Annotated in this window: 8 protein-coding genes and 1 tRNA gene; 1 reads left to right on the top strand and 8 read right to left on the bottom strand. The window is 53.4% G+C overall.

The window, feature by feature from the left end; all coding sequences use genetic code 11:
• Window positions 1-38: 38 nt before the first annotated feature.
• Window positions 39-6,359, top strand: a complete 6,321-nt coding sequence (locus ACYYKW_RS07405; protein WP_464989756.1) for an AAA domain-containing protein — start codon at window positions 39-41, stop codon at window positions 6,357-6,359.
• 27 nt (window positions 6,360-6,386) lie between these two features.
• Here the strand turns inward: ACYYKW_RS07405 and ACYYKW_RS07400 are convergent, their stop codons facing one another.
• From ACYYKW_RS07400 to ihfA, 8 genes are all read right to left on the bottom strand, one after another.
• Window positions 6,387-7,109, bottom strand: coding sequence for a hypothetical protein (locus ACYYKW_RS07400; protein ID WP_073638904.1), 723 nt, complete (start codon window positions 7,107-7,109; stop codon window positions 6,387-6,389).
• Window positions 7,106-10,396: a hypothetical protein gene (locus ACYYKW_RS07395; protein WP_464989755.1), complete on the bottom strand. Its 3,291-nt coding sequence runs from the start codon at window positions 10,394-10,396 to the stop codon at window positions 7,106-7,108. Before ACYYKW_RS07395 ends, ACYYKW_RS07400 begins: the two co-directional genes overlap by 4 nt.
• Complete coding sequence (locus ACYYKW_RS07390) at window positions 10,389-11,294, bottom strand: hypothetical protein (protein WP_029290731.1); 906 nt, start codon at window positions 11,292-11,294, stop codon at window positions 10,389-10,391. The genes ACYYKW_RS07395 and ACYYKW_RS07390 overlap by 8 nt, the downstream gene beginning before the upstream one ends.
• A gap of 10 nt (window positions 11,295-11,304) precedes the next feature.
• On the bottom strand, window positions 11,305-13,869 hold the full coding sequence (locus tag ACYYKW_RS07385) for a DEAD/DEAH box helicase (protein WP_464989754.1): 2,565 nt from the start codon (window positions 13,867-13,869) through the stop codon (window positions 11,305-11,307).
• Entirely contained in the window at window positions 13,857-17,159 is a 3,303-nt protein-coding gene (locus tag ACYYKW_RS07380; RefSeq protein ID WP_464989753.1) for an SNF2-related protein, read from the bottom strand. The genes ACYYKW_RS07385 and ACYYKW_RS07380 overlap by 13 nt, the downstream gene beginning before the upstream one ends.
• Before the next feature lie 507 nt (window positions 17,160-17,666).
• Window positions 17,667-17,743: transfer RNA gene (locus tag ACYYKW_RS07375), tRNA-Pro, on the bottom strand.
• A gap of 89 nt (window positions 17,744-17,832) precedes the next feature.
• Window positions 17,833-18,189 (bottom strand): MerR family transcriptional regulator, encoded by a 357-nt coding sequence (locus ACYYKW_RS07370; RefSeq protein ID WP_003179985.1) that lies wholly within the window; start codon window positions 18,187-18,189, stop codon window positions 17,833-17,835.
• Window positions 18,170-18,472, bottom strand: a complete 303-nt coding sequence (ihfA, locus tag ACYYKW_RS07365) for an integration host factor subunit alpha (RefSeq protein WP_002553164.1) — start codon at window positions 18,470-18,472, stop codon at window positions 18,170-18,172. The genes ACYYKW_RS07370 and ihfA overlap by 20 nt, the downstream gene beginning before the upstream one ends.
• Window position 18,473: the final 1 nt, after the last annotated feature.

The following is an 18,473-nucleotide window of genomic DNA, read 5'->3' as shown; positions in this document are numbered from 1 at the left end:
ACGATGCCGAACTGTGGATGCAAGGCCTGACCGAGGTGGTGGAACCAGCAATTAATGCTCGAGAACAAGATAAGCCACTACGGCAAGCGCAGCGCGATGCCTGGATGGGGCTTTCTAATCAACGGGTAGGACTCATTCTTGGACCGCCTGGAACCGGTAAGACTCATGCTCTCTCATGGATGGCAACTGGATATCTAGAAGCTTGCCGACGCAGTGATACGCCCTGCCGGGTTTTAGTGACAGCATTCACCCGTAACGCTATTTCCAATCTCATGGAAGGCCTCACGAAGCGCCTATCTAAGCACCTTCCAGTACCAGTACCAATGTACTACCTAGGGAAACCTGCCGGCCCTCTGCCTGAGGGAGTTGAACAACTACCTGCCATCAGTGATAGCTCAATTGACGAGATCTGGAATAAGCTTTCCGAACCACATGCGATCTTAGGCTGCACGGTCTGGCAACTGAATCGGCTTATCACAAAAGCTCCGAAGCCACCAAGCGATGGCCATTCCGTTGCGCTATTTCGGCTCGTCTGCATGGATGAGGCCTCCCAGATGTTGGTATCGCAGGGGCTTATGGCGCTTGCGGCGCTGGCACCAGGCGGGCGCGTATTAATTGCGGGCGATGATCGCCAACTGCCGCCGATTCGTGAGGAACACAAGCACCAAACCTCCGGCCCTCGGCTAGGCGGATCGCTGTATTCCTTTTTGCGCTCCTGCAATACCAGCGAATTCTCGCTAGACGAGACATTTCGTCTCAACGGACCTCTAACCCGATATCCCCAGCGCAAGTTTTACGAAGGTAAATATTTTAGTGCTGCGCCTGTTTACGAACGTCGTTTAAACCTACGATCGAACTGGCGCGAGGGACTACAGGAATGGGAACAGCGTGTTCTCGACCCCGAACACCCATTGTGCGTCCTATTGCACGACGGCCCTTCTGCCGCTACTAGCAATGAATTCGAAGCAAAGCTTACCGCTCATCTTACGAGGCTTCTTCGAACCCGACTTGAACCAGGAGACTCAGACGACTCTGACCAAGCTTTTTGGGCCGAGCGCCTTGCAGTAGTAAGCCCTCACCGAGCGCAGAATGCCCTTATTCGCAAACTTCTTGGTGATAGCCGGGGCAGCAAGGTTGTGGTCGAGACAGTTGATCGAATTCAAGGCAAAGAACGCGATGCAATTATTGCGAGTTACACAGTTGCAGACTCAGAGTTTGCGTTAGCTGAAGCAGATTTCATCTTCAGTCCACTTCGGCTCAACGTCACTATCACTCGGGCACGCTCAAAGTTCATACTGCTCGTGTCGCGTAATTTGCTGGATGCCGTTCCGTCCGAACAGGACCAACTCGACTCTGCTCAAATTCTACGAGAGTTTGTATTCGAAGCCCGAGACGCAGGACAGATTGGACTCCCACTACCCAATGGGACGCCTGTTCAAGTCAACATTCGACTGGGCAGTTTCGATGAGTCCAGCGAATTACCGCAGACCAGCACACTACCAAATCCTTTGGTTGTCGACCTTCCACCGATGAGCGCTTGGCTCCAAAGCATGCTGGCGACGATTCGTAGTCAAGCCATGTTGGACAATAAGGGTGTAGCACGCGACTATCTTTTGGCAAAAGCGTTAGCTAGGCAAACAAAGGAAATCTTGTCAGATCTGATTACACTTCACCGACATGGCGTTATTAGCCTAATTCCTGTTCAGACCCAACACGGCGAGTACTTTCGTATTTATCCACTGGAATCTGCGCGCCGACTCTATAATATCGCCAAAGATACGCTTCTGGCTCACTTGGAAGAAGTGATTCAGCAGACTCGCAATGGTCGATTTCCCCCGCTCTACTACCTAGTGAGAGACCGCTTTGACTGCTTAAGCCCAGACGGTAGCGATTTGTTACATCCGATCTGTGCAGACTTGGCAGCGCAGGGCCTAGTCTGCTTCTCCCAGGATAAGTACAAGCGTCTCGTAGTGGATTTGAATGGAAACAATCCGGAATCAAAAGAAAGAGACATTCCACCAACCCCCCTTGATGAAAAGTTGTCGGACGTTGACTTTAGCGTTCTGAATCGCCTTGAGGATTTGGAGGCCCGCCGAATAAATTTCGGAGTCTTCGAGGGCTGGCACAATATAGGAGGACTGGCAGAGAGTCTTGTCTTAAGCAAATCAGTAGTAGCAGGAGCAGTGCGCCGCTTAGAACTACATGGCCATTTGCTGCATACCGAAGATGGGCGACTGCGTAGCCGTATGGCCGAACTTGCACGCGAAGTGCGCTATGTTAAGCAGCGCTTCACTCCCGAAGACTCTGACCGACGACCTTTTCTCGTTCGAGGACTTAAGGTTGAGATACGCAATCGCGACAAGCCGAAACCTACTCACCTCTTAAGCACTGTTGTTGCTCAACTCAAAATTTTGGTGCCTAAAGAACCACTGTTTTCAGTTGCGGTTGACGCTTTATCGGCCGCATTATGTCGCGATTGGAAGGTCGAAGACCCCACGCTACGCGGCTTTCAAGCACGTTCTTTACTTACATTAGTACCCGCTTGGATGCAAACAGACGAAGCCTGTGATCGGTTTGTCATAACTGCAGACACAGGAGCAGGCAAGACCGAAGCTGCCTGTCTACCGCTTATCATCGGCGCTTTATATGATCGGCTACGACACATCCATGGCACCCGAGCCATTCTCGTCTATCCCCGTGTGCGTTTGGCGGCGAATCAGGCCCAACGTCTAACCCGCTACTTAGCTGAACTCGCCGTAGATCCTTCGGTGCCCTTACTAACAATTGGACTTCAGAACGGTGACGTGCCTAGAAGCTTCTCCCTCAAAGTAAATGAGGAAGTATGGAAGCCCGGCGTAGGAGCGCCTGGATGTTATGAATTTCCCTTCTTCCATTGTCCAAAATGCGACTCTCTCCTGCATTTAAATCCAGGCGCAGGCATCAAGGGTGCCGACCGCCTCGCGTGTATCGGAGCTAAATGCGACTGGGGGTACAGTGGATGGATCGGAAGCAAGCAAGGCCTAATAGAAACTCCACCAGCATTGTTTTTACCGACAACTGAGTCTCTACACCAGTGGTTAGGAGATCCCAGGTACGGATCTCTCTTCGGGGATCACCCAGAGCATGCACCTCCGAGAGCGCTACTGGCTGATGAAATTCACCTCTACTCGCATATTCACGGTGCACAAATCGGATATGCATTACGACGACTACTGGCGCGAGCCGAGGCTAACGGCGGAAAATGTCTCGCCATCGGGATGAGCGCCACACTCGGCGAACCAACCGAAGTGTGGCGTACTCTGGCAGGAGGTAACGCCGTCACGGCAATCCAAGTTGACGATCACGAGCGCGAACTCAGTATCGAGGGCCGCGAGTACTTCTACTTCATTCAACCAGAAGTTGAGTCGCGAGGTAAGGACATCGCGGGCGCCTCCTCTACCATTCAAAGTCTGATGGTACTGGCTCATGGCATGCGACGGCGTACGGGTACAGAAGGTGGTTTCCGCAGTATCGTCTTTCTGGACTCGGTCGATAAAGTCAAGCGTCTGCACCACGACTATCAGGATGCCGAAGAGAACAATAATCTAGCGCGACTTCGCACCTATTCTTTCCCAGACTCCGCCACTGGAGGCCTGCGTCAGCATTGCTGTAAACAGCCTATTGGCTGCGATTGCTTTACGAAGGGTGAATGCTGGTTCTTCGCCGCCAACGACAATCGGCAATGGACGGCAAACGGACTTTATAAGCCGAATTCCCCCCTAAAGGTTACTAATAGCCCGGTATGGTCTGGTGCCGGTGCTCGTGCCGAGGAAATGATAAAAGACAGCGATATCGTCTTTGCTACATCGTCCTTGGAGGTCGGTTATGACGACCCAGATATGACCCTCGTTTACCAACATTATGCCCCGGTCAATCTCGCAAGTTTCATTCAGCGGAAAGGTCGTGGAGGACGCGGGGCAGACGACAGGCCCTTAACCGGAATTACATTGTCGCCCTACTCAGCCCGCGACAGTTGGTATTTTAGAAAGCCTCAAACCCTCCTCGATAGTAAGCACTTTGAAGTACCACTGAACATGACCAACCACGCGGTCGTACGTGGTCAAGCCATCACTCTGGTATTAGATGTAATCGCCCGTCACGAGGCAAAAAAGCGATCGTCGGGAATCGACGGATCGGGTTGCCTACACCCGAGTGTAGCAACCGACGCGGATAGAGCGTTGAAACAAATATTCGGGAACAGCGTCTATTCCATTCTCGATACCGCTTGCATAGATACCTTCTGGCGGACAGTCCAACTGGCGGCAGAACACCCACTCCAATCTGCAGAGAATGCCAACCAGAGGCGTGCCTGGACGCCTTGGGTACCCAAAACTCTATTTGAGACCGTGAACCTCCCAGTACTTACAGTGCATTTTGAGCGGGAGCAAAAAGACGAATGCGTGAATGAGGATATTTCCCTGGCGCTCAACAATATTGCTCCGGGCAACATGACGCACCGCTATGGAAGTAGGGAACTTCACTGGCGAGCCCCTTCCGCTGGACGTCAGCCCTGGCTGGATGCACAGGAAATGGCCGATGCCAATCAACTCGACTTTGGCGGTGCGGATGCCCTATTGCAGTTGCTTCCAGCAGAGGCACGTAAAGAAATCGGCAAAAGCAGCAGCCTGCATCCAGCTGTATTCTGCCCAAGGCACATAAAAACTGAAGTTGGCGGTAAGTTGCAAGGTCAATGGGTCTCTCGATGGCAGGCAAATAAAGACTACACAGAGCTCTTTCAAATTCCTGCCGGCACCCAAACATTGGATGAAGCGCTGAAAGTTCATCACAAGAGCAGCGGCCAGTTACGAGGTTTTCCAGTTATCCAAGCCGACGCCTCGTCTGCGCACAGCAATGACCCAGGTGTGCTATCTGGGATAATCGAACGGTTGGACATCCATACCGGCGGCACACTTACACACGTTGAGAGCGGACTACAACTGGCCCGTGTATATTGGGGTGCTGATAGCGAAGTTCGATTCTGTGATGCACGTGTAGATTCACTTCAGATCAGCCAATTGTTCACCCACCCAAAGACTCTCGAAGCGGTGCTCTTCGGTTATCGAGTAACTACTGAAGGTGTCCGATTCCACATCGATAGTGCAGCCCTTTCTCGATTTGTCGATCATGAGATCGCGGCAATGAGCCCCGATAGTGAAGAGGGCAAGTGGTACCGTCTACAAATGCTGCGATACATCGTTCAGCGGCGTGCACGCAGCGTCGACATGAATAGCTATCAGGCCCAGCGAGCCGCTGAAATTATTGCGGCAGCAGCAGGTAACCCAACTCTGCGCAAGAAACTCCTACAACTGACTAAACTATGGGACAGGCGACGTGTCCGCGAGTTGTTCTTGCAGACCTATCAGGAGGTACTTCATCAGCACCCCTTGCTGTCCGAGCGCCGCACCGAACAGGTCGCGGAGGCTGCGGGTTCACAAGCCTTCCAAGATTTGCTGAGGGAAGTGTTCACCAACCTGGAGAACCCAGAACACTTTAAAATGTATCTGCGCAGCCTTGTGTTGCATAGTCTAGCGATTCGCCTTAAGCACGCTTTTGTTCTGCACGGGCGAGGGGACGAACGCCGTGTAGTCTGTCACGCTAAACTACCGATCCAGTTTGGCATGGCAGCAGACGATATCGTAACGATCGCCGAGAATGGTGAGTATGGAGATGGAACTACACGCACATTCGTGGGACGGTTGGATGATGCCCTCAAGGATCTTGCTGAGGGTTTCCTCACTGAATGTCCCAATGCAGCCGAAGATGCGCTACTAGCACGGGCATGGCAAATGAAGGAGAACCACCCTCAATGGAGACTCCTGAGCCCTCGGGATGCCACAACACTCGATAGTCTTAGGAGAGATCTTCGGCTAGCCGAAAGCGACGAAGTCCCATTCCATACTTTGCTACGTGTGTTGTACGGCGTTGAGTCAATCGGCGACTATGAGTTCGCCTATTACGATCTATGGAGTGAGGCTCGACATATTGAAGATTCGTTGCGAGAACAAATGGGGCGCCAACCCTCGACCTGGGAGTTAGTAAGTGCAGTTGTCGGACGTGCTCGGGAAGGATCTGGGGCAACCCCCACTACGCACGCTCTGCTGCATTGCTACGCCAGCATTGAGGACGCGAACCAGGAAGACAGCTTGTCAGCAGAAGCACGTCTCGCCGATCAGATTTATCGAATAAGTGGCCACCTGTGCGTCGATGGGTGCCAGGCATGCTTGCACACCGGCAGCGATATTATGCCCGCCGGTATAATCGAGGCCGCTGTTAGTCGCCGACTGCTAAAGAAATTCGTAGACGCGAACCTACGACAGTAGGCAGAGATGAAACCGAGGCATTGCCGCCTACGCGCTTAGGGAAATAGTTAGCAATCCGACCGCGTGATGTTGTTCAAGCCAGGGCAAAACGCTACCGTTAATACGTGACAAGGGTAGCGCGCCCTGGCTGATGTCTTGCAAGAACGCTAACACGGCTTCATCGGCACCAAAACTATCGAGTTCATCCCGCATAACTTGGCGCTCAGACCGTAAGCGTTCGACCTCGACGACAACCTGAGTTGCCGAACGTTTGCTTACCTCTTTTGCTTGACGTCCTAACATCTCCATGCGTTTTCCCAACTCTCTTGTCTCATCTACCTTGCTGAGGACAGCGCCAAGCGCCCCTATACTGGCGAACTCGCGCTGGATCATCCTTTCAAACGCTTGGTTCACTGCTCTTTGGAGAGCACCGATCTCTCGCTCAAGGTTCGATACGTGGTGGCGAACGTCAAGATAATCTTCACGACTATCGACGCCTGCCAACCGACTACCAAGCTGCTGAATGCACTTTAACTCCGTCCGCACTTCCTCAGGGAGATCTAGATACTTCGTGCACATGGCGAAGTAGACCTCAACTTCTCGAAGTAGCTCAACTAGAGACTCGCTTTGTACTACTTGCTCATATGCTTTAACTAATGCATTTCCAAAAAAGGTTCGTTCCTTTGCCGCCGGAATATCCTTCAGCAACACCTCCAGTTCCTCCAAAGGTGCGAGTTCGACATCTGTTGCGTTTTCGAGCACTAAATTCACGACATTTTCTCCAAGTCCGTAAGCATCCCTGCAGCAGAGTCCTGCACCTGCAGGCCAAATTGGCGCACCCGCGTAGAATCTCCGCTACTAGTTCCAGAAGTTCCAATAAACTCAAGGGCGTAGTCATAACTCCGCTTAATTGCGTTTTCTCCAAGTGTTAGCAGATCTCGAGCCTGCCGCATGTCGCCTGCTGGTGCTTCAATGCATTTCGCAAGTTTGTCAGCTAACCCTAGTTCCGGTTCGCTGCAATTATCCTCAAGAGAATCCAGCAGAAAGGCTTCTACTCGTCCAGCTGGAGAGCTTTCATTATCATCGAAAAAGTTATCGCTCTTGGCCTTAGTGTAGGCCCCCTTCCAGTCCTTGATTGCATCGGGCGCAGCCTGTGGCAATTGCTTACTAACTTCCACAAGTGCATGGTCGATCCTTTCGACGTGATCGCTCAGACTGCGACCGCGCATCATTGCGAACAGCGCCTGACCACGGTTCTTTAGCCGTTCGCCTTCGTACCGAGGGAGATCCTTTAGACGCCCATCAATCTCCTTAACCAAATCAATAACTTGTGCCATTGCATCTAGCCCTGGACCCACTTCCCGAGGCGTGGGGGAAAGCCGCAAGCTCTCCTGCATCTGCAGAAGAGCACGAACCACCGCACCAGCATCAGCCACGCCATAACCCCTCCCTTCTCCCTGACGCAGCGAGAGCGAAGACCGCAGATTCTCGCGCAGAAGTTTGTGATTTTTATCGGTTTTGGTAAGAACCTCGTTCCAGGAATTAACACGGTCCGTCGGGTTGGTAGTCGGACGGCCTTCATCGCTGAGCAAGCGAACAAATTGTTCAGCTAGCGGTTGATCTGGCTTGACGTCGCCACGGAGCCACGCCCTCGCCAGGAGTACTTGGGCGATATTGCCAGCCACCTGCCAAGGCTCCCCACTATCTAAAGCCAGTAAGCGACGCTCTAGATGTGCTTGAGCAAGTTCGGCCACCCGCCGAAGCATCCGAGAATGAAGGCGGCGATAGGCCTCCTCCACATCGGCTTGCAACTCGGAGCCCGACAATAAGGTGACATGCGCCTCAAGCCCCAGAATGAGCCATTTCTCTTTGGGTACCACAAAGTTACGAACGTCACCTTTGCGCTCGCCCTCGAACTTAATATTGTTCTCAGTGAACACGCGATCAAACAGCCAATCGGAGACGTCGAAACGATGGCGAGGCAGTCCTCTGACCAAGCTGCTGAGCAAACCTTCCCAATCATTCAGACTTCCCAATCGCCCGCCAGACCGCCACTCTGTGAGCTCTTGTACCATCTGCTGCCATTTGTTCCGAATGGAAGCAGTCTTTGCCCCTTGTGAACGATGGGTAGCAGGTTGAGCCGTCCGGGGCGTGCTCGATGAGGGGGTTCGGCGCAAGGCAGGGGGATCAAAGGACTGCCCCAACTCTTCTGTTGTATCGGTCCTTCCAACTTCACTAGCCACCTGGGTCCTGACAGAAATCGTCCCGCTCGCTGCAGGCATGGCGGTCGCTTCCCCTGGCCAAGGAAGTCCAAAACTTTCAAAGATGGGCGCTGGGATTGCTGCAAACGCTAAGCCTTCATTCCACAGAGTTGTACCTTGCGCACCTGGCGCCCCCCAGAGCGTGACAAGCCGCCGTAAGCGCTCTGCGATTTCCGGTTCATTGCTAGCCGCATACGATAGTTGGTCCTCAAGCCTTGCAGTGACTCGCGTAGCTTCCTGGGGGAGCCAATCGCTACTTTCCACCTCAGATGGAGGAAATATTCGATCATCGAGGGTGGAAGGCGTGAGCAGGACGGGGCCCAGAACGCCTTGGATCATCCCACGCGGAGTCTTGAGCGTCATGCGACCCGACGGATCCGATAGAGCCTCATACATCGTCGTAAGAGCTTGCGAAGTTAACGGATAAAGCCCGACCCCCTCACTTGCCCCAAAGGCTTGATGACAACCAAGCCTAACTAGGCATTGATCACATCGATTGGGGATTTGGTCTTGCCTCGCGCCATTATGCCGCCACTCATCCAGAGCGGTGAGGCCCACCCGTATAGCCCGCAGATAGTTCGCGGCGAAGTGCTCCCGACTCTCGGACGTTAGCAATTGGCTGGTCTCAAGAAACTGCCCTCTATCGCCCTCCCGACCGAGTGTCACACGGTGGGTGATCCTGCCAAGATAGTTGCCTCGCAGGGAATTCATATAATTCGGTGTCAAGCCCACTACAGAGATTAAATCGCACAGATCATCACTCTGTCTTGTGGTGCTGTCGGTCACGAGGACGTCGATCAATTGGCTGTCAAGACCCTCCCAAGCAGTGATGTCTTCCAGTAGCAGTACTAGGCGTCGCTCTTCGCTCTTCAGTCGACGACGCAGCGTTAGAAAGATCTCCTTGAGCCCGTCCATAGAGATACCCAATACATTCTGCACGCCATAGTCGCGACGCCGGTTCAGCGCCTCCATGAGTAGGCAGGAATAAGGAACATCATTCTTCAGATCAGCCAGCACCTGATCCGGAGTGTCATTAGCTTCAAGTTGCGCCAATATCGCTCGACTTTCGTGGCGTAGCTTTCTGAGAAACATTAGTGCCCTTGGCGGACAGTCCCGAACCGCAGGCTCAAGCTGACCTAGTTCGGCAATGTCGTACAAGTTAAATCGCGCTACTGCCTGGTCCCGTTGCCCCCCCATACCAGCCATGATTTTAAGCACGCGCTCGGGTCCTTTCCAGCGCTCTTGCACGACAGCCGAATCCAGCAATCGTGCCAGATCATGTTTTCCGCACTCCTTAGCATCATCTAGCGGTTGTTCAAAATGTGCTTCAGCCATGCTAGCGGCAAGTGTGCGCTGAAACACATGAACGCGCCCCTCAAAGCTAGCTTCTAGCCGCTGCCCTAATTGATCAAAGAGGTTGCCATACTCGCCCCCAAGTGCATTTTTTAACTCTCGTAAGGCCCCCGGCAAGCTACCGTCGGCGCGCTGGATAAGCAGCACCATGTCCTTCTTTGGCCACTTGACCTTCATCCAACGAATCAGATGCGACTTGCCAGAACCTGGTTCGCCCTCCACTACACAGAAGACGTGACGATTTTCTGGACGCGCTAGTGCCTGCAGAACGCCTTCATCAGTCCCTTCGTCTACATCACTGGCGCGCGCGCCACCGATCGCAAGATTAGTAATGGACTGGTGTACCGCTAAAAAGGCACCTTCGCGGTTAGCTAAAGCTTCCGTCTGGAGAATTTCACGCGCCGCCTGTGCACTCCAACATGCTTTGTAAGGAAGCTCAGGCATGATTATCGGCTCCCAGTGTAAATCTGATGCTAGTAACGGCCCGAACTGGGTGGGCTTCGCCCACTAGCTCATACATACCGGCCGTATCCCCAACCGCAATTAACTCAATGCGGCCATCGTCATGCAGATCCCTTAGCGCATTACTCAACACTCGGGAAAGCCTCCGGCCCATGGGACGCAACCCCTCCCGCTGGGCAAGGTCGATGAACAATGCTCCCCCGTCGATGTAGGGCATTCGTTGTCCGAGGCTGACGAGAAAGTCTGCGAAAACATGTTCGGTAACCGGTGAAAGCGTGTCGACCAATACAGAAAGCTCTCTTTCTAGACGCTCAGTAATTGTTGGGTATAGCGCCCCACGTGCCTGTTGTGGCATAGCGAGCCCCATAAAAGTTACCCACCGAACCCAAGGCGTCAGCTTTGTACTATTAAACCGGCGCTCCTCCTCCGAGTCTGCTCGCAGCGCCTGGGCAAGGACCGTATCGGCCAATTCAGTGTTGTTTCGCTCACGAATCCAATGGGTCCCACCGTACTTTTCAGTAAGAATGACGATGGCGGCATATGCCTCGAGCACCACGTAGTCGGCATGGCCAGAAGGCAACTGGCAGAGTGTTTGATGTACCGCATCTGCAAAGCCGTCGAAACGAAGAGGTACGTTCTCTAAGAGTAAGCGGTAGCCACCATCGGTGGCAGCAATTAACCCTACACTAACAGCCGCGCCGACTGTCTGGCTTAAAGCGGTAGCGTCCGGACCCGGTGCGACAGAGGATTCAGCCGTAAATTGCGGATTCATCCACTGCGGCACTTCATCGCGCTTCATCCATCCACCGTTAGCGTCAAGCAAACGAAGAAGAGACCAAATGCGCTCGGCGGAACCCTGAATGTCTGACAACAAACTCATAAAAATAACCTCACAAGACTAGTCTCCTCGCCATTGACTCAAGCGCTCGCTCCCGAATCGGTGCGACAACAGAGGCAACCTGCGCCATTGGTCGCCCCTCAACTTGCAGATCAGATGATACGACCAGGACAAAACACTGTTCGCGCGCCACGTCTTCCAATGACTCAAGTCGCTGCAAAAGCTGGCGAGGATTTTTATAGTCAACAGAAACAAGTACTGCAGTAGGCAAATTGGCAATCGCGGCATCCGCACGTTCAAGCGTCTCAAAATCATGCACAAAACCAAATTGGCAAGGTGAGTCCTTCAGCAATAATGAAAGCCGCTCAGCAACCCCGGACGGCGCAACAAACTGCTCAATGCCTGCTGCAGCCAGGCGGATTACGAGATCCCTCAACCCCTCTCCGAAATGCTCATCCAGAGGATGCACAACGCTTACGCCTGCGACGAAAGCATGAGGTTTGAAAAAGCACGGCTCCGACCAACGAGCCTTCAAGCCATGGAACGTGACTTCCTGCGGGGGAGTAAACTCGTTGCGCCGGCAAAATTCGCACCGTCCGCAGGGATCGACGATATTCGAGCCCGCCTCGACTAAATCAAACGTTCCAGTAAGTATGCAATTTGGTTCGCTTCCATCTATTAAGCAACGAAAGTGTTCAAGGTCTTCACGAGATGCTTGCTGCTCCGCGTCGCGAAGCGCTATCACTGGCACCCAGCGCAGGTCCGTGGCTAATGGCGACTCCAAAAGCCAATTTGCTAGGAGGGTAATCCGCCATATAGGCATCTCAGCGCTATCTTCCACCACATCCACTTGCAATAGCCCGCTACGCTGCAGCAGGTTAAGCAAACTCATGTTCCAAAGCCGGTGGTAATCCCCCTTAATGTCGCCCGATTTATTCCGGCCGGCGTCCAGGACCATGGCAAACCTTGGCTCCCCAGTTTTTTCGTCTGGACTGGAAGTCTGTGCATTAGCTAGTAATGTTTGCCACCGTGATGCCAATAGCTCAGGTGTCAACCAACCGGAGACAGCCTGCCGCCGCGCCAATCTCCAGTCATTATCACTGCCGGCGCTACCAACCCACAGGATAACGGCTAGTCCCTGATGTCCGTCGCGGGAAGCGCGACCAATCTCCTGATAGTAACGTGCCGGGCTTTCAGGCACGCAAGCATGGACCACCGCTCGGACATCGCGCTTATCTATGCCCATACCAAAGGCCGACGTCGCCACCACCAGATCTAGTCGGTCGGCCAACCAATCGTCAACAACCCGCTTACGCTCTCCCTCGCTGCCCATTTCACCGGTATATACCGCCAGGCGCTTGTAACCCCTTTTTGCTAACGTATCTCCAAGTTCGAGTGCATCGGTCACCAAGGTCGTGTAAACCAGGGCCGGACGCGGGAGGCGATCCACCAACTCGATTACCCGTCGCATCCGCTCCTGCGCATTTGGACAACGGTAGGTGACAAGATCGAGTTCATAACGTGGCACGCGGGCATCAATAGCGAGGAAACGTCCAGAAACTTCATAGGCACGAATGATCTCGTTTCTCGCTGCATCGCCAATGGTGGCAGAAAGCAGAATCGTTCTAATCTCAGGACTAGTCTTCCGGAGCATATGAACTAATCCGGGTAAGCGCTGAAAGTCAGGCCGAAAACTTCGCCCCCAACTCTCGATAATATGGGCCTCATCGATAAACACACCCATCAACCGAGCATTTAGACCAAGAGGCTTGTCGCTCGAATGGCGCGATGCCTCTATCAGCACCTGTCTCACACTTGTACTTAAAGCCATCTCAGGCGATAAAAACAAAAGTGGTACTTCGCCACGCCGGAAAGCATCAAGCAGCGCTCCCCTTTTTTCACCCGATAGCTCCGATACTAACGCGGCGCTCCCTTTAAGCCCGGGATGGGTGGCAAAATGGCTTGCATGGGCCAACGCCAGTGCAACCGTTGGAACAATCACAACCGCACATGCCCGTTCCAGCCCCATCAGAGTGGTTTGCCACCATGCGGGGGCCAACTCAAACAGCAAACTCTTTCCTGCGCCTGTTGGCATCGTCACCAGCAAGCTAGCCCCACTGGGCATACAAGCTAGGGCTTGTATCGCTGCCTTTTGGGTTGGAGTTCGGTAGTGTAGGTAGCGTGAAAATCGCAGAAGTAGAGCATCGGCCACAGCAGTCTGATAAGGCTGTCGCAGTGACACATCTAGCTGCAAGGCCTCATCGATACATACATGAAGCGGATCATGATCTTCCTTCGCATCGAGCAGCAACACTGGCTGACTCTCGGTACCGCCAAGACGCAACCCGAATCTGCTCAGAAACTCCTGATCTCCTGGGTGCAGCGCTTCACGGCTTATTGGCAACCGCCCCCCCACCAGCCGCACAGCCTCCTGCCACAGCGCACCACGGTCAGCTCTGGCGTCAGCTGCTTGAAGAGCTTTGAAACAACGCAGTAGGCTTCGCAAGCGCCAGCACTCGCTCTCAGAAACCGCCTCGGCAAGCGTGGTTTTACAGACAGCAATTGCCGTTTCCATACTCTGTGCTGTGGCTTTGAACACTACATCTAAATCAGACATATCAACGCCAAGCCTTCTATTTCGGTAATAGGCTGCCTCACACTTTCCAGCAGCGCCTGACGTGCTTCGAGGTCGATTCGTGCTTTGCTAGCGGTCTCTGCGGATCCTTGCTCGGCTTGCCATTTAAGCCAGCCGAGTTCAGATCGCAGATATCCCTTCAATTGCTCTACTCGGACTGCAGCCACATCACGCTGACGCTGGGCAATGACGGAGCGTGCTAGCTCAGCGCCCTGCGAGAGCGCAGAGAAAAGGTCCGCTAAATTCGGCAACTCCGAGAGTTGCTCGCGCTTAATCGGAATGGTTCGGGGTGGCTCAGATGGGGTAGTTAAGAGCTTTCGAACTGAGGAGTTTGTTACAACAGCCGCACCCGGGTCCCGCCCCGGTAACAACGCGACCAATTCGGGTATCACTTCCGGCCAATAGACTGATTCTGCCCGCAGCGCCAACCCTGCGGTCATGCCGTCCTCGGCCCACAGTGCCTCGTTGACTCGCGTTTTCACCAGCACATGCAGCAGCCAAGTTCCTTTGAACTTGGGTTCGAATGGGATGGCAAAAGCCGTAACCCGACCGAGGTCATCACTGCTAAGTGAAGCAAGCATGCTGTCGATCAGTTGATGACCAGGCCCAAAATATTGAAGGTTTTCATGTGCTAGTGCCTGTGACCGATTAAAGGTGCCTTGGAGAAAACCTCCATGGCCACTGGTTAGCCCTGGCAGATCTACCCGGAGGTCATCCTTTTCCCATTTAAACTCGACAGCACCGCTTTCAATTCGACGCGTACGTAGACCAAGCCGGCGCGCCCAGCGGGTCACAACCTCCTCAGCCAGTTGTGAATCACAGGCCTCATCCAAATGCTGCGCTTGCACTGTCGCAAGATCGAGTTGAGGCTTAGTAGCGTCCCAAGAGAGCTCAAAAGCCTCGTCGGTGGCTGCCAGCGCTTCATCAACCCGAGCAGACAACTGGGGCAACAAACCTCTAAGTACCTGCGCACCTTCGCCGTAAGCGATGGCCATATCTCTCTGCAAGCGGGGCAAGATAAATTCAAGACCGCCCACAGAGCGTTCAAACACTTTGAACACCTCAACATGGACTGCAAGCAGAGCCTGCTCCGCCGCGAGCGGGCCAGTTAGGGTGATGGAAATCACTGGGCGATCCGCCGCTCGACCGATCCGATCAAGGCGCCCAACCCGCTGTTCAATCCGGGCAGTGGAAAGAGGCAGATCCAAATGAACAACGGCACTAGCATTTTGAAAGTTACGTCCTTCGCCCCCCAGCTCATCGCTAACGAGGAGCCTGCATTTCGGATTATGCTGGAAGACGAAGGCCACCTCAGCCAAATCTGCCTCGGGCATTTCGGAGTGAAATTCCTGAATTTCGCTTGAACTTAAGCGTGCCCGAAGAATGCCCACCACCTCCTTCACAGCCTGGGCATCCTGAGTAAAAACCAGGACTTGATGCGAGGCCTCTTCGGCCAAGTGAGTCTCAATCCAACGGACCGCAGATTGAATTCGTTCACAAACCCCTGTTTCCAACCAAGCTTCAGCCAACGGGACTGCGATGTTCAACCACGCCCTCTCAGCTTCAAACGGGGGAGTAGCTGCCAGGATCCGATCGATGATCAACTGCTCCTCGCTTGGACCAGGATCAGATAGAAGCCAGTCTAGGCTGCACTCGTTTCTATGGTTGACTCTATCGACTCCTAACGTAGTCAGTGCCTCCTGGCGCTTGCGTAGAAACGCTAGTGCGTTGTCAGCCGTACTTGTAGCGAAGCGCCAATACAAAGATCGCAGCGCGACCGAAGCCAAGCCATCGCCAACCGGCAACGCCTCCATGTGCCCAAGGAAGATCGCCTCATCGCGAGATGGGGCGTATTCAAGTTGGATGTGCTGGCGAGGCGCCCAATTAAGGCCCAATTGCCGCAAGGTCTTTCTTCGGTTGCGAATTACTCGGTGATCCAGTCGGTAGAACTCCTGGACGTAGGCCACCAGTTCCATGGCAGCGTCGGCGTTGCCCGCGCGCAACCGGTCTATCATCCCACAAGCGTTTGGATCATCGGGCAGAACTTCCACCCATTCCTCAGCGAGGAACTCCAACGAGTCTTGGTCTAGTTGCCTGCCCTCGGCCCTGGCTGACTCCAGAATATTTGCTGTAAAGTTCAAGCGGTCCCAGATGCTCTGCTGCTGAACCTGTCGCTGCTCAAGCAGTTCGCCATCTTCCGTTTTATAGACGTCCGGAGCGACCAGCGCCAGAAGCCCTACCAGACTTGCAACGTCGCGCTTGGAAGGCGTTGCTGAAAGTAGCAATACTCCCCAAGCGTTGAGCGCTAGTACTTCCAACAGGCTGTAAATAGGTGTTCCCGGAGGAAACTGGTGAGCTTCGTCGATTACGACAATATCCCACTCTTTGGCGCCCAAAGTCCTGGCAAAGACAGGATCAGTCGTGAGCGCCGTACTCGATACAATTAGCCTCCGTTGCTCCGCGAGGGTTGTTAGTTCAGTTCCGGTGGAGGATAAAAGTCGGTTGGCGTCTATATGGACAAACGCCCTCGCACCAAATTTCAGATAGAGTTCATTAAGCCATTGGCGTGACATGGACCCCGGAGCAATGATGAGGATGCGTAATTCAGGATTTTGTGTAAGCAGGGATTGAAGAACCAAGCCGGCTTCAATGGTTTTGCCAAGCCCAACCTCGTCGGCAAGTATGAAACGAGGTAAACGATCCCACAAGACGCGGCGTGCAGTATAGAGTTGATGTCCAAGAGGTCGGACTCGGGCCCCCAGCATCGCAGGCAAACCGCTGGCCCCCTCACACCAAAGAGAAAAAATATCTTGAAATGCCCATCTCGCAAAATATTCTTTGGGCTGATACCAATTGAATGAGCGAATAGAGGTCAGGGGATCGCCCTTGCCTCCAATAGGAACAAACTGGCCTTCAACCAAAACCAGTTGAACGCCATCTGCCTGTCGAATTAGATAAGAGAAGAGGCCATCATCATTAGGTTCACGTCGCTCGACAACGATACCGAAGGATACCTTTCTAGGATGGTTGGGATCGGGATACCGTACCTTTGCACCCGAACTGACGGCGAACCTGAATAATGGCTGAGCCCGAAATGAAATGAGAAATTCGGTTCGCTCGGTATAAGAGAAAAGCCTGATCTGCCCCCTATCTGCACTCACCAAGCGACAGGTTCCTTTTTCGGGCAAATTTGGAAGGCTCACCAAAGCGCCGACTGGAATTTCCTTTTGATTAGAATCCTGTGGACCCCGATCCTTCCTATCCAACTCCATGACTACTCCATATGAATCGCTGCGCCAGCGCTCGACGCTAGCCTCGAATACCATACTTTTTTTGCGAAAACCTCGTTGGCATCAATGATAGTCAGCCAAATCGAAGAGGAAACTAACAATGCCTGCGAACTACCAATTTTTCGCTGCAGAGGCGATATCGTGATGGCAAGATTTCGTACATTCCCGCGTCAGCGGTTCGACATTTAGCGAATACCCATCCTTGACTGCCTGGTTCATGCAACTGTCCTAGCCTCACTCGTGCTCACGGGGGTACCTATTCTTCCTTACCGCGCCAGACAATCTGGGCTAACCGGAAATAATGCCACTATGATATCAGCGGAGAAAATTCTATGCAGCGCGCATTACCCCCACGCCTATCGATCGAACGACTAGATCCGGCTTGAGTATCGAGAGAGTATTAATTTTTTTGTGGGGGTAAATGTGGGGGTATTTTTCAGACATGAAAAAGCCCAACCTTTTCAGATTGGGCTAAGTCATTGAAATATATGGTCGGGACGGAGTGATTCGAACACTCGACCCCTAGCACCCCATGCTAGTGCGCTACCGGACTGCGCTACGCCCCGACTGATGTTGCATCTCGTTCTTCACCTCGAAGAACGTTCAAGAATATAGCGCAAGCGTTTGAAAACTGGAAGTATTCAAACGCTGCTTTTTATTTCTTGAGTACTACCAGCACGTCTTCGAGCTCGGCAATCATCTGCCGGATCATCTGCTTGTACTGGGTGGTGTCGTCTTTGGCTTCATCGCCGGACAGGCGCAGGCGTGCGCCGCCGATGGTGAAACCCTGATCGTAGAGGAGCGCACGGATCTGCCGGATCATCAGCACGTCCTGGCGCTGATAATACCGGCGGTTCCCGCGGCGCTTGACGGGGTTGAGCTGAGGAAACTCCTGCTCCCAGTAGCGCAGCACGTGTGGCTTTACGGCACACAGCTCGCTGACTTCACCAATGGTGAAGTAGCGTTTGCCCGGGATGACGGGTAGTTCGTCGTTATGACTTGGTTCCAGCATAAGCCTCAACTCGGGCCTTCAACTTCTGCCCTGGACGAAAGGTGACCACACGGCGAGCCGTGATCGGGATTTCTTCCCCCGTTTTCGGGTTGCGGCCAGGCCGCTGGCGTTTGTCCCGAAGGTCAAAATTGCCGAAACCGGACAATTTGACCTGCTCGTTGTCTTCAAGAGCGTGCCTGATTTCCTCGAAAAACAGTTCTACCAATTCCTTGGCTTCCCGCTTGTTCAGGCCCAGCTCTTCATACAGACGTTCCGCCATCTCAGCTTTCGTCAAAGCCCCCATA

The organism is Pseudomonas sp. 15C (assembly GCF_055484735.1).
Note: the sequence above shows the minus strand (reverse complement) of the source record. Positions and strands in the feature narration are given on the sequence as shown.

Coding starts and splice junctions, on each gene's coding strand:
- ACYYKW_RS07395 (WP_464989755.1), bottom strand. CDS start 10,396: ATGCCTGAGCTTCCTTACAAAGCATGTTGGAGTGCACAGGCGGCGCGT.
- ACYYKW_RS07390 (WP_029290731.1), bottom strand. CDS start 11,294: ATGAGTTTGTTGTCAGACATTCAGGGTTCCGCCGAGCGCATTTGGTCT.
- ACYYKW_RS07385 (WP_464989754.1), bottom strand. CDS start 13,869: ATGTCTGATTTAGATGTAGTGTTCAAAGCCACAGCACAGAGTATGGAA.
- ACYYKW_RS07380 (WP_464989753.1), bottom strand. CDS start 17,159: ATGGAGTTGGATAGGAAGGATCGGGGTCCACAGGATTCTAATCAAAAG.
- ACYYKW_RS07370 (WP_003179985.1), bottom strand. CDS start 18,189: ATGCTGGAACCAAGTCATAACGACGAACTACCCGTCATCCCGGGCAAA.
- ihfA (WP_002553164.1), bottom strand. CDS start 18,472: ATGGGGGCTTTGACGAAAGCTGAGATGGCGGAACGTCTGTATGAAGAG.